Source organism: Alloalcanivorax sp. (assembly GCF_964221125.1).
In the GTDB taxonomy this organism is placed as follows: Bacteria; Pseudomonadota; Gammaproteobacteria; order Pseudomonadales; family Alcanivoracaceae; genus Alloalcanivorax; species Alloalcanivorax venustensis.
On record NZ_CAXPXK010000079.1, the window covers coordinates 1 to 15,466 of the forward strand.

At 65.7% G+C, this 15,466-nt stretch carries 16 protein-coding genes; 7 read left to right on the top strand and 9 right to left on the bottom strand.

Annotation, left to right across the window (positions count from 1 at the left end):
• The 4 genes from acnD to ACEQZD_RS09555 all read right to left on the bottom strand — a co-directional run.
• A partial coding sequence (acnD, locus tag ACEQZD_RS09540; RefSeq protein WP_370185156.1) for a Fe/S-dependent 2-methylisocitrate dehydratase AcnD occupies positions 1 to 2,447 on the bottom strand: 2,447 nt, incomplete at its 3' end.
• A 96-nt stretch (positions 2,448 to 2,543) separates the two neighbouring features.
• The gene (gene prpC, locus ACEQZD_RS09545) at positions 2,544 to 3,668 is read right to left on the bottom strand and encodes a 2-methylcitrate synthase (protein WP_142950134.1); all 1,125 of its coding nucleotides are present in this window, start codon (positions 3,666 to 3,668) and stop codon (positions 2,544 to 2,546) included.
• Between the two features lie 88 nt (positions 3,669 to 3,756).
• Positions 3,757 to 4,650 carry a methylisocitrate lyase gene (prpB, locus tag ACEQZD_RS09550; protein ID WP_142950135.1) on the bottom strand — a complete coding sequence of 298 codons (894 nt, stop codon included), beginning with the start codon at positions 4,648 to 4,650 and terminating at the stop codon, positions 3,757 to 3,759.
• Positions 4,647 to 5,327 carry a GntR family transcriptional regulator gene (locus tag ACEQZD_RS09555; RefSeq protein ID WP_142950136.1) on the bottom strand — a complete coding sequence of 227 codons (681 nt, stop codon included), beginning with the start codon at positions 5,325 to 5,327 and terminating at the stop codon, positions 4,647 to 4,649. Before ACEQZD_RS09555 ends, prpB begins: the two co-directional genes overlap by 4 nt.
• Before the next feature lie 240 nt (positions 5,328 to 5,567).
• Here ACEQZD_RS09555 and ACEQZD_RS09560 point away from each other — a divergent pair, with 240 nt between their 5' ends.
• Positions 5,568 to 6,656, top strand: coding sequence for an anthranilate synthase component I family protein (locus tag ACEQZD_RS09560; protein ID WP_370185158.1), 1,089 nt, complete (start codon positions 5,568 to 5,570; stop codon positions 6,654 to 6,656).
• A 171-nt stretch (positions 6,657 to 6,827) separates the two neighbouring features.
• On the opposite strand, the gene thrH is transcribed toward ACEQZD_RS09560, so the two are convergent.
• The 3 genes from thrH to ACEQZD_RS09575 all read right to left on the bottom strand — a co-directional run bounded on the left by thrH (position 6,828) and on the right by ACEQZD_RS09575 (position 9,541).
• On the bottom strand, positions 6,828 to 7,448 hold the full coding sequence (gene thrH / locus ACEQZD_RS09565) for a bifunctional phosphoserine phosphatase/homoserine phosphotransferase ThrH (protein WP_286875046.1): 621 nt from the start codon (positions 7,446 to 7,448) through the stop codon (positions 6,828 to 6,830).
• 85 nt (positions 7,449 to 7,533) lie between these two features.
• Complete coding sequence (cysB, locus tag ACEQZD_RS09570; RefSeq protein WP_142950139.1) at positions 7,534 to 8,508, bottom strand: HTH-type transcriptional regulator CysB; 975 nt, start codon at positions 8,506 to 8,508, stop codon at positions 7,534 to 7,536.
• Between the two features lie 118 nt (positions 8,509 to 8,626).
• Positions 8,627 to 9,541: a 5'-nucleotidase gene (locus tag ACEQZD_RS09575; protein ID WP_142950140.1), complete on the bottom strand. Its 915-nt coding sequence runs from the start codon at positions 9,539 to 9,541 to the stop codon at positions 8,627 to 8,629.
• A 213-nt stretch (positions 9,542 to 9,754) separates the two neighbouring features.
• On the opposite strand from ACEQZD_RS09575, the gene ACEQZD_RS09580 reads away from it, so the two are divergent.
• A complete protein-coding gene (locus ACEQZD_RS09580) occupies positions 9,755 to 10,408 on the top strand; it encodes a hypothetical protein (RefSeq protein WP_194856721.1) in 654 nt (217 codons plus the stop codon).
• 59 nt (positions 10,409 to 10,467) lie between these two features.
• Here ACEQZD_RS09580 and ACEQZD_RS09585 read toward each other — a convergent pair whose 3' ends face one another.
• Positions 10,468 to 11,136 carry a hypothetical protein gene (locus tag ACEQZD_RS09585; RefSeq protein WP_142950142.1) on the bottom strand — a complete coding sequence of 223 codons (669 nt, stop codon included), beginning with the start codon at positions 11,134 to 11,136 and terminating at the stop codon, positions 10,468 to 10,470.
• 114 nt (positions 11,137 to 11,250) lie between these two features.
• Positions 11,251 to 11,703, bottom strand: a complete 453-nt coding sequence (locus tag ACEQZD_RS09590; RefSeq protein ID WP_228548171.1) for a DUF2489 domain-containing protein — start codon at positions 11,701 to 11,703, stop codon at positions 11,251 to 11,253.
• A gap of 114 nt (positions 11,704 to 11,817) precedes the next feature.
• Here ACEQZD_RS09590 and ACEQZD_RS09595 point away from each other — a divergent pair, with 114 nt between their 5' ends.
• The 5 genes from ACEQZD_RS09595 to mtnC are packed head-to-tail and all read left to right on the top strand — an operon-like array spanning position 11,818 to position 15,191.
• On the top strand, positions 11,818 to 12,258 hold the full coding sequence (locus tag ACEQZD_RS09595; RefSeq protein ID WP_185956974.1) for a hypothetical protein: 441 nt from the start codon (positions 11,818 to 11,820) through the stop codon (positions 12,256 to 12,258).
• Entirely contained in the window at positions 12,259 to 13,302 is a 1,044-nt protein-coding gene (mtnA, locus tag ACEQZD_RS09600; protein WP_335628880.1) for an S-methyl-5-thioribose-1-phosphate isomerase, read from the top strand.
• Positions 13,302 to 13,931 (top strand): methylthioribulose 1-phosphate dehydratase, encoded by a 630-nt coding sequence (locus ACEQZD_RS09605; RefSeq protein ID WP_335628881.1) that lies wholly within the window; start codon positions 13,302 to 13,304, stop codon positions 13,929 to 13,931. The genes mtnA and ACEQZD_RS09605 overlap by 1 nt, the downstream gene beginning before the upstream one ends.
• A 31-nt stretch (positions 13,932 to 13,962) precedes the next feature.
• Positions 13,963 to 14,508 (top strand): acireductone dioxygenase, encoded by a 546-nt coding sequence (locus ACEQZD_RS09610; RefSeq protein ID WP_142950145.1) that lies wholly within the window; start codon positions 13,963 to 13,965, stop codon positions 14,506 to 14,508.
• Positions 14,508 to 15,191 carry an acireductone synthase gene (gene mtnC, locus ACEQZD_RS09615; RefSeq protein ID WP_370185162.1) on the top strand — a complete coding sequence of 228 codons (684 nt, stop codon included), beginning with the start codon at positions 14,508 to 14,510 and terminating at the stop codon, positions 15,189 to 15,191. Before ACEQZD_RS09610 ends, mtnC begins: the two co-directional genes overlap by 1 nt.
• Positions 15,192 to 15,466: the final 275 nt, after the last annotated feature.

Genomic DNA, 15,466 nt, shown 5'->3' on the forward strand with positions numbered 1-15,466 from the left:
AGCTCGGCGCGCGGCGACGGCTCGCCTTCCACGTCGAACACCTCGGTGCCGTCGATGCCCAGGGTGTGGCGAGTGGTGCCCTCCTGGAACTGCAGCGGCATCACGCCCATGCCGATCAGGTTGGTGCGGTGAATGCGCTCGAAGCCTTCCGCCACGATCGCTTCCACGCCGGCCAGCGCCACGCCCTTGGCGGCCCAGTCGCGGGACGAACCCTGGCCGTAGTCGGCGCCGGCGATGATGATCAGCGGCTGCTTGCGCTCCATGTAGGTTTCGATCGCTTCCCACATGCGCATCACTTCGCCTTCCGGCTCCACCCGGGCCAGCGAGCCCTGGATCACGTTGCCGTCTTCGTCGCGCACCATTTCATTGAACAGTTTCGGGTTGGCGAGCGTGGCCCGTTGGGCGGTGAGGTGGTCACCGCGATGGGTGGCGTAGGAGTTAAAGTCCTCCTCCGGCAGGCCCATCTTGTGCAGGTAGGCGCCGGCGGCGCTGTCCAGCAGGATGGCGTTGGACGGCGACAGGTGGTCGGTGGTGATGTTGTCCGGCAACACCGCCAGCGGCCGCATGTTCTTGAGCGCGCGGGCTTCCGCCATGGTGCCTTCCCAGTACGGCGGACGGCGGATGTAGGTGGACTGCGGGCGCCAGTCGTACAGCGGGCTCACCGCCTTCGCGCCGCCCTCTTTCTTCTCGAACATGGGAATGTAGGTGCGGCGGAACTGCTCCGGCTTGACGCTGGATTTAACGATGGCGTCGATCTCGCTGTCGTCCGGCCAGATGTCCTTGAGCATGATCGGCTTGCCGTCCGCGTCATGGCCGAGCACGTCCTTCTCGATATCGAAACGGATGGTGCCGGCGATGGCGTAGGCCACCACCAGCGGCGGCGAGGCCAGGAACGCCTGCTTGGCGTAGGGGTGGATACGGCCGTCGAAGTTACGGTTGCCGGACAGCACCGCGGTGGCGTACAGATCCCGGTCGATCACTTCCTTCTGGATTTCCGGGTCCAGGGCGCCGCTCATGCCGTTGCAGGTGGTGCAGGCGAACGCCACCACGTCGAAGCCGAGCTGCTGCAGCTCCGGCAACAGTTCCGCTTCCTCCAGGTACATCTTCACGGTCTTGGAACCCGGCGCCAGGGACGACTTCACCCAGGGCTTGCGGATCAGGCCCAGCCGGTTGGCGTTACGGGCGATCAGACCGGCGGCGATCATGTTGCGCGGGTTGCTGGTGTTGGTGCAGGAGGTGATGGCGGCGATGATCACCGCGCCGTCGGGCATTTCGCCCTCTTTCTCTTCCCAGGCACCGGCCACGCCGCGCGCCGCCAGGTCCGACGCCGGCAGCAGCGCGTGCGGGTTGGACGGGCCGGCCAGGTTACGGCCCACCGAGGACAGGTCGAACCGGAGCACGCGCTCGTAGTCCGCGCCCTTGAGGGCGTCCGCCCACAGGCCGGTCTCCTTGGCGTACTTCTCGACCAGGGCCACCTGCTCGTCTTCGCGGCCGGTCAGTCTCAGGTAATCCAGGGTGTTGTCGTCGATAAAGAACATGCCGGCGGTGGCGCCGTATTCCGGGGTCATGTTGGCGATGGTGGCGCGGTCGCCCACGGACAGGCTGTCCGCCCCTTCGCCGAAGAACTCCAGATAGGCGCCGACCACCCGCTCCTTACGCAGGAACTCGGTGATCGCCAGCACCAGGTCGGTGCCGGTGATGCCCGGCTTGAGCTTGCCGGTGAGCTCCACGCCGACGATGTCGGGCAGACGCATCATGGACGGGTTGCCCAGCATCACGTTTTCCGCTTCCAGGCCGCCCACCCCCACGGAGATCACGCCCAGCGCGTCCACCATGGGGGTGTGGCTGTCGGTGCCCACGCAGGTGTCCGGGTAGGCCACGCCTTCGCGTACCTGCACCACCGGCGACATCTTCTCCAGGTTGATCTGGTGCATGATGCCGTTGCCCGGCGGGATCACGTCGACGTTATCAAAGGCGGTCTTGGTCCAGTTGATAAAATGGAAGCGGTCCTCGTTGCGGCGGTCTTCCACCGCCCGGTTCTTCTCGAAGGCGTTCTCCTCGAAGCCCGGGTGTTCCACCGCCAGGGAGTGGTCGACGATCAGCTGGGTGGGCACCACCGGGTTGATCTTGGACGGGTCGCCGCCCTGCTCGGCGATGGTGTCACGCAGGCCGGCCAGATCCACCAGGGCGGTCTGGCCGAGAATGTCGTGGCACACCACGCGCGCCGGGTACCAGGGGAAATCCAGATCCCGCTTACGCTCGATCAGCTGTTTCAGGGCATCCGTCAGCGCCGCCGGCTCGCAGCGGCGCACCAGCTGCTCGGCGAGAATGCGGGAGGTGTACGGCAGCGTGTCGTAGGCGCCGGGCTGGATCGCGTCCACCGCGGCTCGGGTATCGAAGTAGTCCAGATCCGTGCCTGGAAGGCGTTTGCGGTATTCGGTGTTCATGCCTGGGAGTACCTGAGTAGAAAATGGGGAGTGCGGGGCGAGCACGGCGGACGTTCGGCGACGCGAACGCCCGTCCGTTCTCGTTCAAGGCGTGCCTTATCGCTCGGCGATGGGCGTGACCTTGCGCAGTTCCGGGCCGGTGTAGTCGGCGCTGGGACGGATAATGCGGTTGTCCGCGCGCTGCTCGAACACATGGGCGGCCCAGCCGGTCAGGCGGCTCATCACGAAGATGGGCGTGAACAGCTTGGTGGGGATGCCCATGAAATGGTAGGCGGACGCGTGGAAGAAGTCGGCGTTACAGAACAGCTTCTTCTCGCGCCACATCACTTCCTCGCAACGTACCGACACCGGGTACAGGGTGGTGTCGCCCACGTCCTCGGCCAGCTTCTCGGCCCAGTGCTTGATGATCGCGTTGCGCGGATCGGACTCGGTGTAAATGGCGTGGCCGAAGCCCATGATCTTCTCTTTGCGCTCGAGCATGCCGAGCATGCCTTTCTCGGCGTCGTCGGCGTCGCTGAACTTCTCGATCATGGCCATCGCCGCTTCGTTGGCGCCGCCGTGCAGCGGGCCGCGCAGGCTGCCGATGGCGCCGGTGACACAGCTGTGGATATCGCTGAGCGTGGACGCGCAGACGCGGGCCGTGAAGGTGGACGCGTTGAATTCGTGCTCCGCGTACAGGATCAGCGATACGTTCATCACCGTCTCATGCAGCTGGTTGGGCTTCTCGCCGCGCAGCATGTGCAGGAAGTGGGCGCCGATGGAATCGTCGTCGGTCTCGGTGTCCACGCGCACGCCGTCGTGGCTGAACCGGTACCAGTAGCAGATGATGCTCGGGAACGCGGCCAGCATGCGGTCGGCCTGGTCGTCCTGCTGGTCGAAGCTGGTTTCGGTTTCCAGGTTGCCGAGCATGGAGCAGCCGGTGCGCATCACATCCATGGGATGGGCGTCCTTGGGGATCCGCTCGAGCACTTCCTTGAGCGCCTGGGGCAGCCCGCGAAGGCCTTTCAGCTTGGTTTTGTAGGCGTCCAGCTCGCTCTGGTCGGGCAGCTCGCCCTTGAGGATCAGGTACGCCACCTCTTCGAACTGGCAGTTCTCCGCCAGATCCTTCACGTCGTAGCCGCGATAGGTCAGGCCGGAGCCGGATTTGCCCACCGTGGAGAGCGCGGTCTTGCCCGCTACCTGGCCACGCAGGCCGGCGCCGCCAACTTTCTTCTCTGCCATCGTCGTTTTCCTCTGCTCAAGAAGTGAAACACTGCCGGCCCGGCGTGACCGGGCACCAGGTGCCGTCACCGGCCGGCAGCGGGTTGATTTATTCGCCGCGTTGCTGGGCGAACAGTTCGTCAAGCTTGCGTTCGTAGTCGTGGTAGCCCAGGAAGTCGTACAGTTCCATGCGCGTCTGCATGGTGTCCACCACGTTTTTCTGGGTGCCCTCTTCGCGAATCGTGCGGTACACGTTCAGCGCCGCCTGGTTCATGGCGCGGAACGCGGACAGCGGATAAAGGATCATGCTGGCGCCGGCGTCGCTGAGCTCCTCGCGGGTAAACAGCGGCGTGGCGCCGAATTCGGTGATGTTGGCCAGCAGCGGCGCGCCGCCGAGGCCCTCGGCGAACGCCTTGTAGTCTTCCAGGGTGTGCACCGCCTCGGCGAAGATGCCGTCGGCGCCCGCTTCCAGGCAGGCGCGGGCGCGATCGACCGCCGCGTCCAGGCCCTCTTTCTGGAACGCGTCGGTGCGCGCGATAATAAAGAAGTCCTGGTCGGTGCGGGCGTCGGCGGCGGCCTTGATGCGGTCCACCATCTCCGCCTTGGAAACGATTTCCTTATTGGGGCGGTGGCCGCAGCGCTTCTGCGCCACCTGGTCTTCCAGGTGCACGGCGCCGGCGCCGGCGCGGATCATTTCCTTCACCGTGCGGCCGATGTTGAAAGCGCCGCCCCAGCCGGTGTCGATGTCCACCAGCAACGGCACGTCGGTGGCGGCGCTGATGCGGCGCACGTCCTCGAGCACATCGTTCATGGTGGTCATGCCCAGGTCCGGCAGCCCGTAAGAGGCGTTGGCCACGCCGCCGCCGGACAGGTAGATGGCGCGGTAGCCGACCTGCTCGGCCATCATCGCCGTGTAGGCGTTAATCGTGCCCATGATCTGCAGGGGCTGTTCCTCGGCCAGGGCGCGCCGGAAACGGGCGCCGGCACTGTTCGACTGGGTCATTGTGGACTCCTTTGCTGGGCCTGCTGTTCGATGTTTTCCCGTGCCCGGCTGATGTGCCGGCGCATCAGCAGCTCGGCCATTTCGGCGTCGCGCGCCTCGATGGCTTCGACAATGCGGCGGTGCTCGTGCAGGGCTTTTTGCGGCCGGTTGGCCACGGTGCTGAATTGGTACCGGTACATGCGCACCAGGTGGTAGAGCTCGCCGATCAGCATGCGGATCAGCGTGCGATTGTGGCTGCCCTGGATGATGCGGTAATGAAAATCCAGGTCGCCCTCGCGTTGAAAATAGGCGGTGTCGTGGCGCAGGTCCTGCTGCTGCTCGTGCTGGCCGAGCAGCTCGGTGAGGCCGGCCACCTCCTCGGCGGTCATCAGCCGGGCGGCGAGGCCGGCGGCCAGCCCTTCCAGGGCCTCGCGCACATGGTAGATTTCGATCAGGTCGTCGAAGCTGAGAGACGCCACGCGGGTGCCGACGTGCACCTCGCGCTCCAGCAGCTTGCGCGATTCCAGGCGGCGGATCGCCTCGCGCAGCGGCCCCCGGCTGACCCCGTAGCGGCCGGCCAGGTCGGTTTCGCTGACCTTGCTGCCCGGGGCGATCACGCCGCGCACGATATCGTCCTGGAGCCGGCTGAAGACCCGATCCGCCAGGGTGCGCGAGCTGTCTACCAGGACTTCGTTCATGGGGGCGCTCATTCCGGTAGGCCGGGTCACCGTTCGGCGGCGGCCATTGTCGACAATTTTTCCAAGTGGCGGGCACTCTACCCGCACCGCCCCGACCTTTCAATGGTTATTGTCGACAATGGCGCCGGCTCGCGGGCCGCCGCCACGGGCGCTACACTACGCGCTCCCCGCGGCCGGGCGCCCGCCCCGCCGCCATCGCTCAGAGAATTCAGGGTCGAAAGCGTGCAACCTGTGCAAGTTGTGGTGACTCGAAACGGCGAGCTCCAGGCCCTGGGGCCGCCGGCGCTGACGCTGCGCGCCGACAGCGCGGCGGACATCGAAGCCCTGCCCGCGCGCGTCGAGCAGGCCCTCGCCGAAGGCTGCCGGTTCGCCTGCGGCCTGGTGCCCTACGAAACCGGCGCCCTGCTGCACGGGCTGCCGGTGGCCGGGAAGCGCACGGGCATCACCGTGCACCTGTTCGATCACCCGCCCGGCCCGATGCCGGAACAGCGCGCGCCCTTTCAGCTGCGCCGCGAGTTCGAAGCCCAGCAAAGCGCCGCCGACTACCTTCAGGCGCTGGCGCGCATTCAGCACTACCTGCGCGCCGGCGACTGCTACCAGGTCAACTACGCGCAACGCTTCGAAGCGCGCTGGGACGGCGACGCCCTGGGCGGCTTCCAGCGTTTGGTGGCGGCGCACCCGGCGCCCCACGCCTGCTTCTTCCGGGACGAGGAGGATGCGGTGTTCGGCGTGTCGCCGGAGCGCTTTCTGAGTATTCAGGGGCGGGACGTGGTGACCGAGCCGATCAAGGGCTCCCGGCCCCGCGGCGCCACCGAGGTGGAAGACCGGGCCCTGGGCCGCGCCCTGCTCCGCCACCCCAAGGACCGCGCCGAAAACCTGATGATCGTGGACCTGCTGCGCAACGACCTGGGCCGCTTCTGCGAGGCCGGCTCCATTAAGGCGGACCCGCTGTTCGAACTGCGCCGCTTCAGCAACGTGCAGCACCTGGTCTCCACCGTGCGCGGCCGGCTGCGCGACGGCGTCGCCCCGCTCGCCGCCCTGATCAGCGCCTTCCCCGGCGGCAGCATCACCGGCGCCCCCAAGAAGCGCGCCATGCAGATCATCCAGGAACTGGAACCCGCCCCCCGCGGCGCCTACTGCGGCAGCCTGTTCTGGCAGGACGACCAGGGCCGCTTCGACAGCAACATCCTGATCCGCACCCTGCAAACCGACGGCGACCGCCTCCACTGCCACGGCGGTGGTGGCATTGTCTACGACTCCGATCCGGACGACGAATACGCGGAGAGCTGGTTTAAGGTCCGAAAACTGATGGGATCAGTTAACAGTTAACAGTGAATAGTTAACAGCGGAAAACAGTGCGCGGCTGCGAGGTTTGCGATCTAGCAAGACAGGAGTTGCTCAAACGCAATGTGCGCGGGCACGGCCTTCGATGCCGCTACCACCCTGACCGCGCGCTATTAACTGTTCACTGTTAACTATTAACTGCTCTCAACGAAGCCTCTAGCTAAGCGGAATATCCCTTTCGCTCGCTTTAATGATCTCGCCTTTCAAAGCGTCGTAGCTTTGTACAGAGGGGAATTGGGGGAATTCGGCGATGACGTTGTCGGGGGCGTGGAACAGGATGCCCTGGTCCGCTTCGCTGAGCATGGTGGTGTCGTTGTAGGAGTCGCCGGCGGCGATGATGCGGTAGTTGAGGGTGTGCAGGGCTTTCACCGAGGCGCGCTTGGGGTCTTTCTGGCGCAGGATGTAGTCGGTGATGCGGCCGTTGTCGTCCACCGCCAGGCGATGGCACAGCAGGGTCGGCGAGCCGAGCTTGCGCATCAGCGGGCGGGCGAACTCATAGAAGGTGTCCGAGAGGATGATCAGCTGGAAATGCTCGCGGGCCCACTCGACGAATTCCACCGCGCCGTCCAGCGGGTCCAGGGTGTCGATCACCTTCTGGATGTCCGGCAGGCCGTAGCCGTGCTGGTCGAGGATGCCGAGCCGCATTTTCATCAGCTCGTCGTAGTCGGGAATGTCCCGGGTGGTGGCGCGCAGCTCGTCGATACCGGTGCGCTCGGCGAAGTTGATCCAGATTTCCGGAATCAGCACCCCTTCCAAATCGAGACAAAGCAATTCCACGATGATCCCCTAGGTCGTTGAAGGCGGGCACAATGTAGCCGCGCGCCCGGCGCTTTGCAACGGCCAGGGGCCGCCGCCGGGCGCGTCAGCGCACCGGCAGGTCCAGGTCGGCGAACAGCACTTCCCGCTCTTCGCGGGTGCTGGCGCGGACCGCCGCGTCCACCCGCTCGCGGGTGAGATGGGGGGCGAAGGTTTGCAGGAATTCGTACATAAAGCCGCGCAGGAAGGTGCCCTTGCGGAAGCCGATGCGGGTGGTGCTGGGTTCGAACAGATGGCCGGCGTCCAGATTCACCAGGCCTTTGTCCTGCACCGGGTCCACCGCCATGTGGGCGACGATGCCCACGCCCATGCCCAGGCGCACATAGGTTTTGATCACGTCCGCGTCGGCGGCGGTGAACACCACCCGCGGCTCCAGCCCTTTGCGCGCGAAGGCGTCGTCGAGCTTGCTGCGCCCGGTGAAACCGAACACATAGGTGACCAGCGGGTAGTCCGCCAGGGCTTCCAGGGTGAGCGGTTTGACTTCGGTGAGCGGGTGCCCCTCGGGCACCACCACGGTCCGGTTCCAGCGGTAACAGGGCATCATCACCAGGTCGGAGAACAGGTCCAGCGCCTCGGTGGCGATGGCGAAATCGACGCTGCCGTCGGCGGCCATCTCGGCGATCTGCATGGGCGTGCCCTGGTTCATGTGCAGGGACACATCCGGAAAACGCTTGGTGAACTGCTGGATCACCGGCGGCAGCGCGTAGCGCGCCTGGGTGTGGGTGGTGGCGATGCTCAGATCGCCCTTGGTTTCGTCGCGGAACTCCTGGGCCACCCGCTTGATCGATTCGGTCTGCTGCAGGATTTCCCCGGCGATACGCAGGATCGCCTCGCCGGCGGGCGTCACATGGGTCAGGTGTTTGCCGCTGCGGGCGAACACTTCCACGCCCAGTTCATCCTCCAGCATGCGGATCTGCTTGCTGATGCCCGGCTGCGACGTATACAACGCCTGGGCGGTGGCGGATACGTTGAGGTCATGGCGCGCCACTTCCCAGATGTAGCGTAGCTGCTGCAGCTTCATCGAATGCTCCTTGCCGGCGACACCCGCCGTTTACGCGGAGTTATAAGAATAGCCGAAATTATGCATTCCAAGCATAGAGGCAAGCAAAGACGCTGGCAACGGGAAGCCGGCGGGCGCGTCAGGCGTCTTCCGGGCGCGGGTTGGAAATGCCGTGGGGCACATGGCCGGCGGCCACATGTTCCCGAGCCGATTCGCAATGGCCCTGCTGATCGTCGAAGAACACGTCCGCGCCGAACGCCTTCAAGAAGGGCCCTTTGGGCAGCCCGCCCAGGAACAGGCTTTCGTCCAGGCGGATGCCCCAGCCGCGCAGGGTGCGCACCACCCGTTCATGGGCCGGCGCCGAGCGGGCGGTGACCAGCGCGGTGCGAATCGGGCAGCGTTGCGGGGAAAACTCCCGCTGAATCTGATGCAGGGCTTCCAGAAACGCCTTGAACGGACCGTCGCTGAGCGGCTGCCGGGCGGCCTGCTTTTCGCTGGCGGTGAAGGCTTCCAGCCCGCTGCTCTGGAACACCTGCTCGGACTCGTCGGAGAACAATACCGCGTCGCCGTCGAAGGCAATGCGCAGCAGGTCGTCCTTATGCTGCAGCCCGGCGCCGGAAAGAATGGTGGCGGCGGCGTAGCCGGCATCCAGAACCTGGCGCACATCCTCGGGATCGGTGGACAGGAACAGATGGGCGCCGAACGCGGACACATAGCGGTGCGGGCTTTCGCCGCCGGCGAACGCCGCCCGGGTGATCGGCAGTCCGTAATGCTCGATGGAATTGAACACGCGCAGGCCGGTGTCGGAGCTGTTGCGCGACAACAGGATCACCTCCACCCGGCCGGCGCCCTCTTCCAGCTCGTTGATCGCCAGCAGCTTGGTCACCAGAGGGAAGGCGTCGCCCGGTGGCAGCACGTCGTCCTCATGGGCGATCTGATAATCCTGGTAGGCGTCCAGGCCTTCCTTCTCGAACACCCGGTGGCTGTCGCTGAGATCGAACAGGGCCCGGGAGCTGATCGCCACCACCAATTTTCCGTCAAAGGACGCCGGCATAGCCCACCTTTTTCCACCGTCATTCAATTGGGCGCAGTATCACCGCTGTCCGATAAAACCACAACACGACCACCGTGTTACAGGAATTGACCAGAAAGCCTGCAAAGCCAACCCCCTTGGCGGTTGTCCAGCTTAAAAATGTGACATACAGTTTCCTGGAGCTCTAAACATCCGCTTTGCGGATCACATCAGCACGGGGAAAGGGAGTCATCCATGGCCGTTAATAAGGTAAGAGATCGTCTCGACGAACTGCAGGCGCAGATTCGCAAACTCGCCGAGCGCTTCGACAATGAACGCGACAAGCAAATCGCCCAGCTGGAATCCCAGCTCGAGAAAGCCCGCCAACGGGTCAGCGAAGAAATGAAGCGCCGCCGCGACAGCCTCAACCGGCTGGAGAAGCTGCAGAACGAGTACCGGGACAAAGCCAACGCCACGGTGCAGCGCCAGCTCGACCGCGCCCGCAAGGCCGTGGACGACGCCCGCAAACGGGTGGACGACTCCGAAGCCCGCAAGCGCTTTCTGGAAACCGAAGTGAAGGTGCTCAAGGCCACCGCCAAACAGGCCAACAGCCTGGCCAAGGTGATCAACCAGTACCAGAAGGATCTGGAGAAGCGCGCCAAGGACATCGAGAAGCGGGTCAGCCCTTCCGCCCGCAAGGCACCGGCCAAGAAAGCCGCCGCCAAGAAAAGCGCGGCTAAAAAGAGCCCCGCCAAGAAAGCCGCGGCCAAGAAAAGCACCGCGAAAAAGAGCGCCGCCAAGAAGAGCGCGGTGAAGAAAGCCCCGGCCAAGAAGAAGGCGGCCCGCAAGGCGCCCGCCAAGAAGGCGGCGAGCTCCGGAGACTCCGGCGGCGCCACCCCCTCAAGCTGAACGCAAAGCGGCCCGGGCATCACCACCCGGGCCGCTTCGCTTCACGCCGGCTGAACGGGTTACGGCTGCAGCAGCAGCGACTCGAAATACGCCACCACCGGTTTCTGGTGGGATTTTTCCATCGCCGGAATGCCCTTCTCCACCGAGGACGCGGACGCCTTCTTGATGGTGGCGCGGGCACCGGACACCAGCCCGCGATTGATACGGCCCAGCTCCAGATTGCCCACGGTTTTGTCGAGATAGTTCTCGATGGCGCCGGCGCTGATGCCGTCCATCACTTCCACCAGGCGCGGCATCTGGCCGTTGCCGTCGGCGAATTCCTGGAACACCAGCGAGGCACGCTCGGCCAGCGCCGGCGACAGCGGGTAACCGATGTAGACCTGACCGTCCTTCTCCAGCCGCAGGTTGCGGAAGTGCTCGGCCAGCGCGCGCTGCTCTTCAACGCTGGTCTTGCGCATCAGGCGCCCGGCCAGGCCGTGGGCGGCTTTACTGATGACCTTCATGGCACCAAGGATCACGTTCACCGCGGTGCCCTTGGCGTTGACCGCGTCGATGGGCCCGGTGAAGTAGGTGTGCAGCACTTCGTCGAGGAAGGGATCCATGATCGCTTCCAGTTCCTGCACATGGTTGCTGTCCGGTTCTTCGCGGGTAATTTCCAGGAAGGCGTCGATCCGGTCGCGCAACTCGTCGGAGGCCGGAAAGGCCACGTAAAGGGTGGGTTGGCTCATAATTATCGGCTCGGCTTACTGCGATTCAGAAGCCGCGGATGATAATTCAAGCCCGCGCCGGAAACGTCCGCCTTCGCGACTGCGGGCCTTGTCTGTGGGGTCAGTCGAAGCGGATCAGACGGCGACCCGTGCACGCCAGGCGTCCAGCACGCCGGCCAGGCGCTCGGCGGCGGCACGCACCGCCGCGCCCTGCTCTTCCTCCAGGCGCAGCCGCGCCACGTCCTGACGGTTGCGCTCCGCCGGCGCCAGCTCGCGGCGCTGCTCGCCGCGGGTGAAGTGACCACAGTCTTCCGCCAGACGGTGGATCGCCGCCAGATCCACTTTCGGCTCAATGCCCTGGGGCAGGCAGTCCAGCAGCACGCTGATGCGGATGCTGGCCTCGGCGCTGTCCACTTGTTCCTGCAGCAGGGCGCGGCAGAGAATGCTCAGGTTCTCCAGCACGTCGAGATGCCGGGCGGCCTGCCGGCGCCGCTCTTCACGTTTGCGCGAAGCCCGCAGGATCAACATCCCCAGCAGCGCGCCTATGGCGAGCCCCATCAGGGCCACGAGTACCAACTTCCAAGCCATGCCGGTGCATCCTTAAAGCGATTGATTTGCGACCTACAAGCCACCATTGTACGGCACGTGGCATCAGCAACCCATGAACACCACCGCAACGCCGCCCACGGAGAAACAACGCCTTTGGATCTGAACCTCCAGCGCGACTGGCAACCCCTGCTCGAACAGCTCCAGCCCCTGCTGCCGATTCTCACCGTCACCGGCGTGGTGATGGCCGTGGCGTCGATGCTGGCGATTCCCTGGCTGCTGGTGCGCATGCCCCAGGATTACTTCAACACCCCCAGCCGGCCGCTCCATTACCGGGGCCCGCTGGGCTGGTGCCTCTGGCTGGTGCGCAACGCCCTGGCGCTGGTGCTGCTGGCCGCCGGCATCCTGATGCTGGTGCTGCCCGGCCAGGGCATTCTGACCATTCTGATCGCGCTGATGGTCAGCACTTTTCCGGGGAAATACCGCATGGAACGCGCTATCATGCGCCGCCCGAGGGTGCTGCGCGCGGCCAACTGGATTCGCCGCCGCTACCACAAGCCCGAGCTCAACCCACCCCGCGACACCGAGAGGCCCTGAATGCCCATTGATAGTCCCGCCATCCGCTGGCTCGACGATCATTTGCTGCTGCTGGATCAACGCCATCTGCCGTCACGCACCGAGTGGCTGGCGATCCACGACGCCGCCGGCGCCGCCGGCGCGATCCGCGACATGGCGGTACGCGGCGCCCCGGCGATCGGCATCACCGCCGCCTACGGCCTGGCGCTGGAAGCCCTGGGCCTGGGCCGGCGCGCGTCCCTGGAAACACTGCGCCCGGCGCTGGAGACCCTGGCCGCCAGCCGCCCCACCGCGGTCAATCTGTTCTGGGCCCTGGAGCGCCTGCAGCGGCTCGGCGCCGACCTGGAAGGCGAGGCCCTGGGCCGCCGCCTGGCCCGCGAAGCGGAGAGCATTCACCAGGACGACCAGGCCGCCAATCTGCGCCTGGGCGAACTGGGCGCCGCCCTGCTGCCCCACGACGCCCGCGTCTATACCCACTGCAACACCGGCGCGCTGGCCACCGGCGGCCACGGCACCGCCCTGGGCATCATCCGCTCCGCCTGGCGCGGCGGCCATCTGCGCGAGGTGATCGCCGGCGAGACCCGCCCCTGGCTGCAGGGCGCCCGGCTCACCACCTGGGAGCTGATGCAGGAAAACATTCCCGTCACCCTGGTGGCGGACAGCGCCGCCGGCATGTTGATGGCGGCGGGCCGGGTCGATGCGGTGGTGGTGGGCGCGGACCGCATCGCCGCCAACGGCGACACCGCCAACAAGATCGGCACCTATGGGCTCGCCGTGCTGGCCCGTCACCACGGTCTGCCGTTCATCGTCGCGGCGCCGGATTCCACCCTGGACCCGGCCATGACCGACGGCAGCGGTATCGTCATCGAGGAGCGCGCCGCCGACGAAGTGCGCCGGGTGGGCGGCCAGCCTCTGGCACCGGAACAGTGCCCGGTCTACAACCCGGCGTTCGACGTGACGCCGGCCTCGTTGATCACCGCCATCGTCACCGAAAGCGGCGTGGTGCGCTCGCCGGACGCGGCCAGCGTCGCCGAGCATCTGTCGCGCCTGAACCGGAGGTCCTGATGAGTCACCGCCCCTACTCCACCAGCGCCTACCGGGAAGCGGCCCGCGCCCTGGCCGCCACCGGCCGCCGCATCTACGGCCAGGGCTGGTCGCCGGCCACCAGCAGCAATTATTCGCTGCGCCTCAACGAGGACCACGCGGCGATCACCCGTTCCGGCCGCGACAAAGGCCTGCTGGAAGAGACCGACATCATGGTGGTGGACATGGAAGGCGCCGCCGTCGGCGACGGCAAGCCCTCCGCCGAGACCCTGCTGCACACCCAGCTCTACCGCCGGCTGCCAGACTGCGGCGCGGTGCTGCACACCCACAGCCACGCCTCCACGGTGCTCACCATGCACTGGCCCGCCGACCACATCACCCTGGAAGGCTACGAGCTGCTCAAGGCCCTGGACGGCGTGCAAACCCATGACACGCGGCTTACCATTCCGGTGTTTGAAAACAGCCAGGACATCGCCGCGCTGGCGGCCGAGGTGGACCGGGCCATGGACGCCGGCGACGCCGGCCACGCCTACCTGATCCGCGGCCACGGCCTGTACACCTGGGCGGCGGACATCGGCGCCTGCTATCGCCAGCTGGAAGCGCTGGAAACCCTGCTGGCCGTGGAACTGGACCGGCGCCGCCTGGGCTGATCGGCGGCAGCCCCCTGAGGAGGAAAACCCCATGAGTAATTTGAAAGTGTTTCGCGACGGGCATCCCGAGCAACCCGAACAGATCATCAACGACAAGCTGGCCATGGCCGAGGAACTGGCCAAGGTGGGCATTCGCTACGAACAATGGCAGGCCGTCGGCGCGCTCACCGAGCAGCCCAGCCAGGAAGAAGTGCTGGACGTCTATCGCCGGGAAATCGACCGGCTGATCGACGAGGAAGGCTACCAGAGCGTGGACGTGGTCAGCATGACCCCGGAGCACCCGCAGAAACAGGCGGCGCGGGAAAAATTCCTTGAGGAACACAGCCACAGCGAAGACGAAGTGCGGTTCTTCGTCGACGGCCAGGGCCTGTTCAGCCTGCACATCGGCGAGCGCATCTACGAAGTGCTGTGCACCAAGGGCGACCTGATCTCGGTGCCGGCCAACACCCCGCACTGGTTCGATATGGGGCCCAACCCCAACTTCACCGCCATCCGCTTGTTCAATAACCCGGAGGGCTGGGTCGCCAACTTCACCGGCAGCGACATCGCCCAGCGTTTTAATCGTCTGGAGAATTGATGATCCGCGCCATTCTCACCGACATCGAAGGCACCACCAGCAGCATCCGCTTCGTCAAGGAAGTGCTGTTCCCCTACGCCGCCGAACAGATGGGCGACTTTCTGGCGCGCCACTGGGACGACCCGGCGGTGGTGGAACAGGTGGCGGCGGCGCGGCGCGACAGCGGTGAAAACCTGGCCACGCCGGAACAGGCCGCCGCGCTGATGCGCGCCTGGATTGATGAAGACCGCAAAGCCACGCCGCTGAAAGCGCTGCAGGGCATGATCTGGGAAAGCGGCTACCGCAACGGCGATTACCAGGCGCACCTTTATCCGGACGCCGCCCGGCGGCTGCGCGACTGGCACCACCAAGGCTTCTCGCTGTACGTCTACTCCTCCGGTTCGGTGGCCGCCCAGAAGCTGTTCTTCGGCTACTCGGAAGCCGGCGACCTGACGCCGCTGTTCCAGGGTTACTTCGACACCACCAGCGGCGGCAAGAAAGAAGCCGCCAGCTACCGGCGCATCAGCGACGCCATCGGCCTGCCCGGCCACGAGATTCTGTTTCTCTCCGACGTGGAAGCCGAACTCGACGCCGCCCGCGAGGCCGGCCTGCGCACCGTGCTGCTGGATCGGGACAACGCCCTGCCCGACGGTGCCCACCCCAGGGTTACCGACTTCGACGCCATCGATCCCGCTTCCTTCTAGCGCATGTGGTTCCCTCCAGAGGGGACGCGTGTCTGTGTCAGGCCCTTGTGGGAGCGGGCCCTGCCCGCGAAAGGCCGGTGTAACCGGCCGGCAGGATTCCAGAGACTTTTCTCTCCAGAAAGCCCGCCCCGGGATCGGGTGTGCCCATCCAGGACACGCCACGAGTACATCTATGTACACCTCTTGCAAGTGTTGCTTGTCTGCGATGGCTCAGTGAGCAAGGGAGATTAAACTGCGTACGTCTATCCGGCCTGTTGGTTGGGCCGATTTATAGA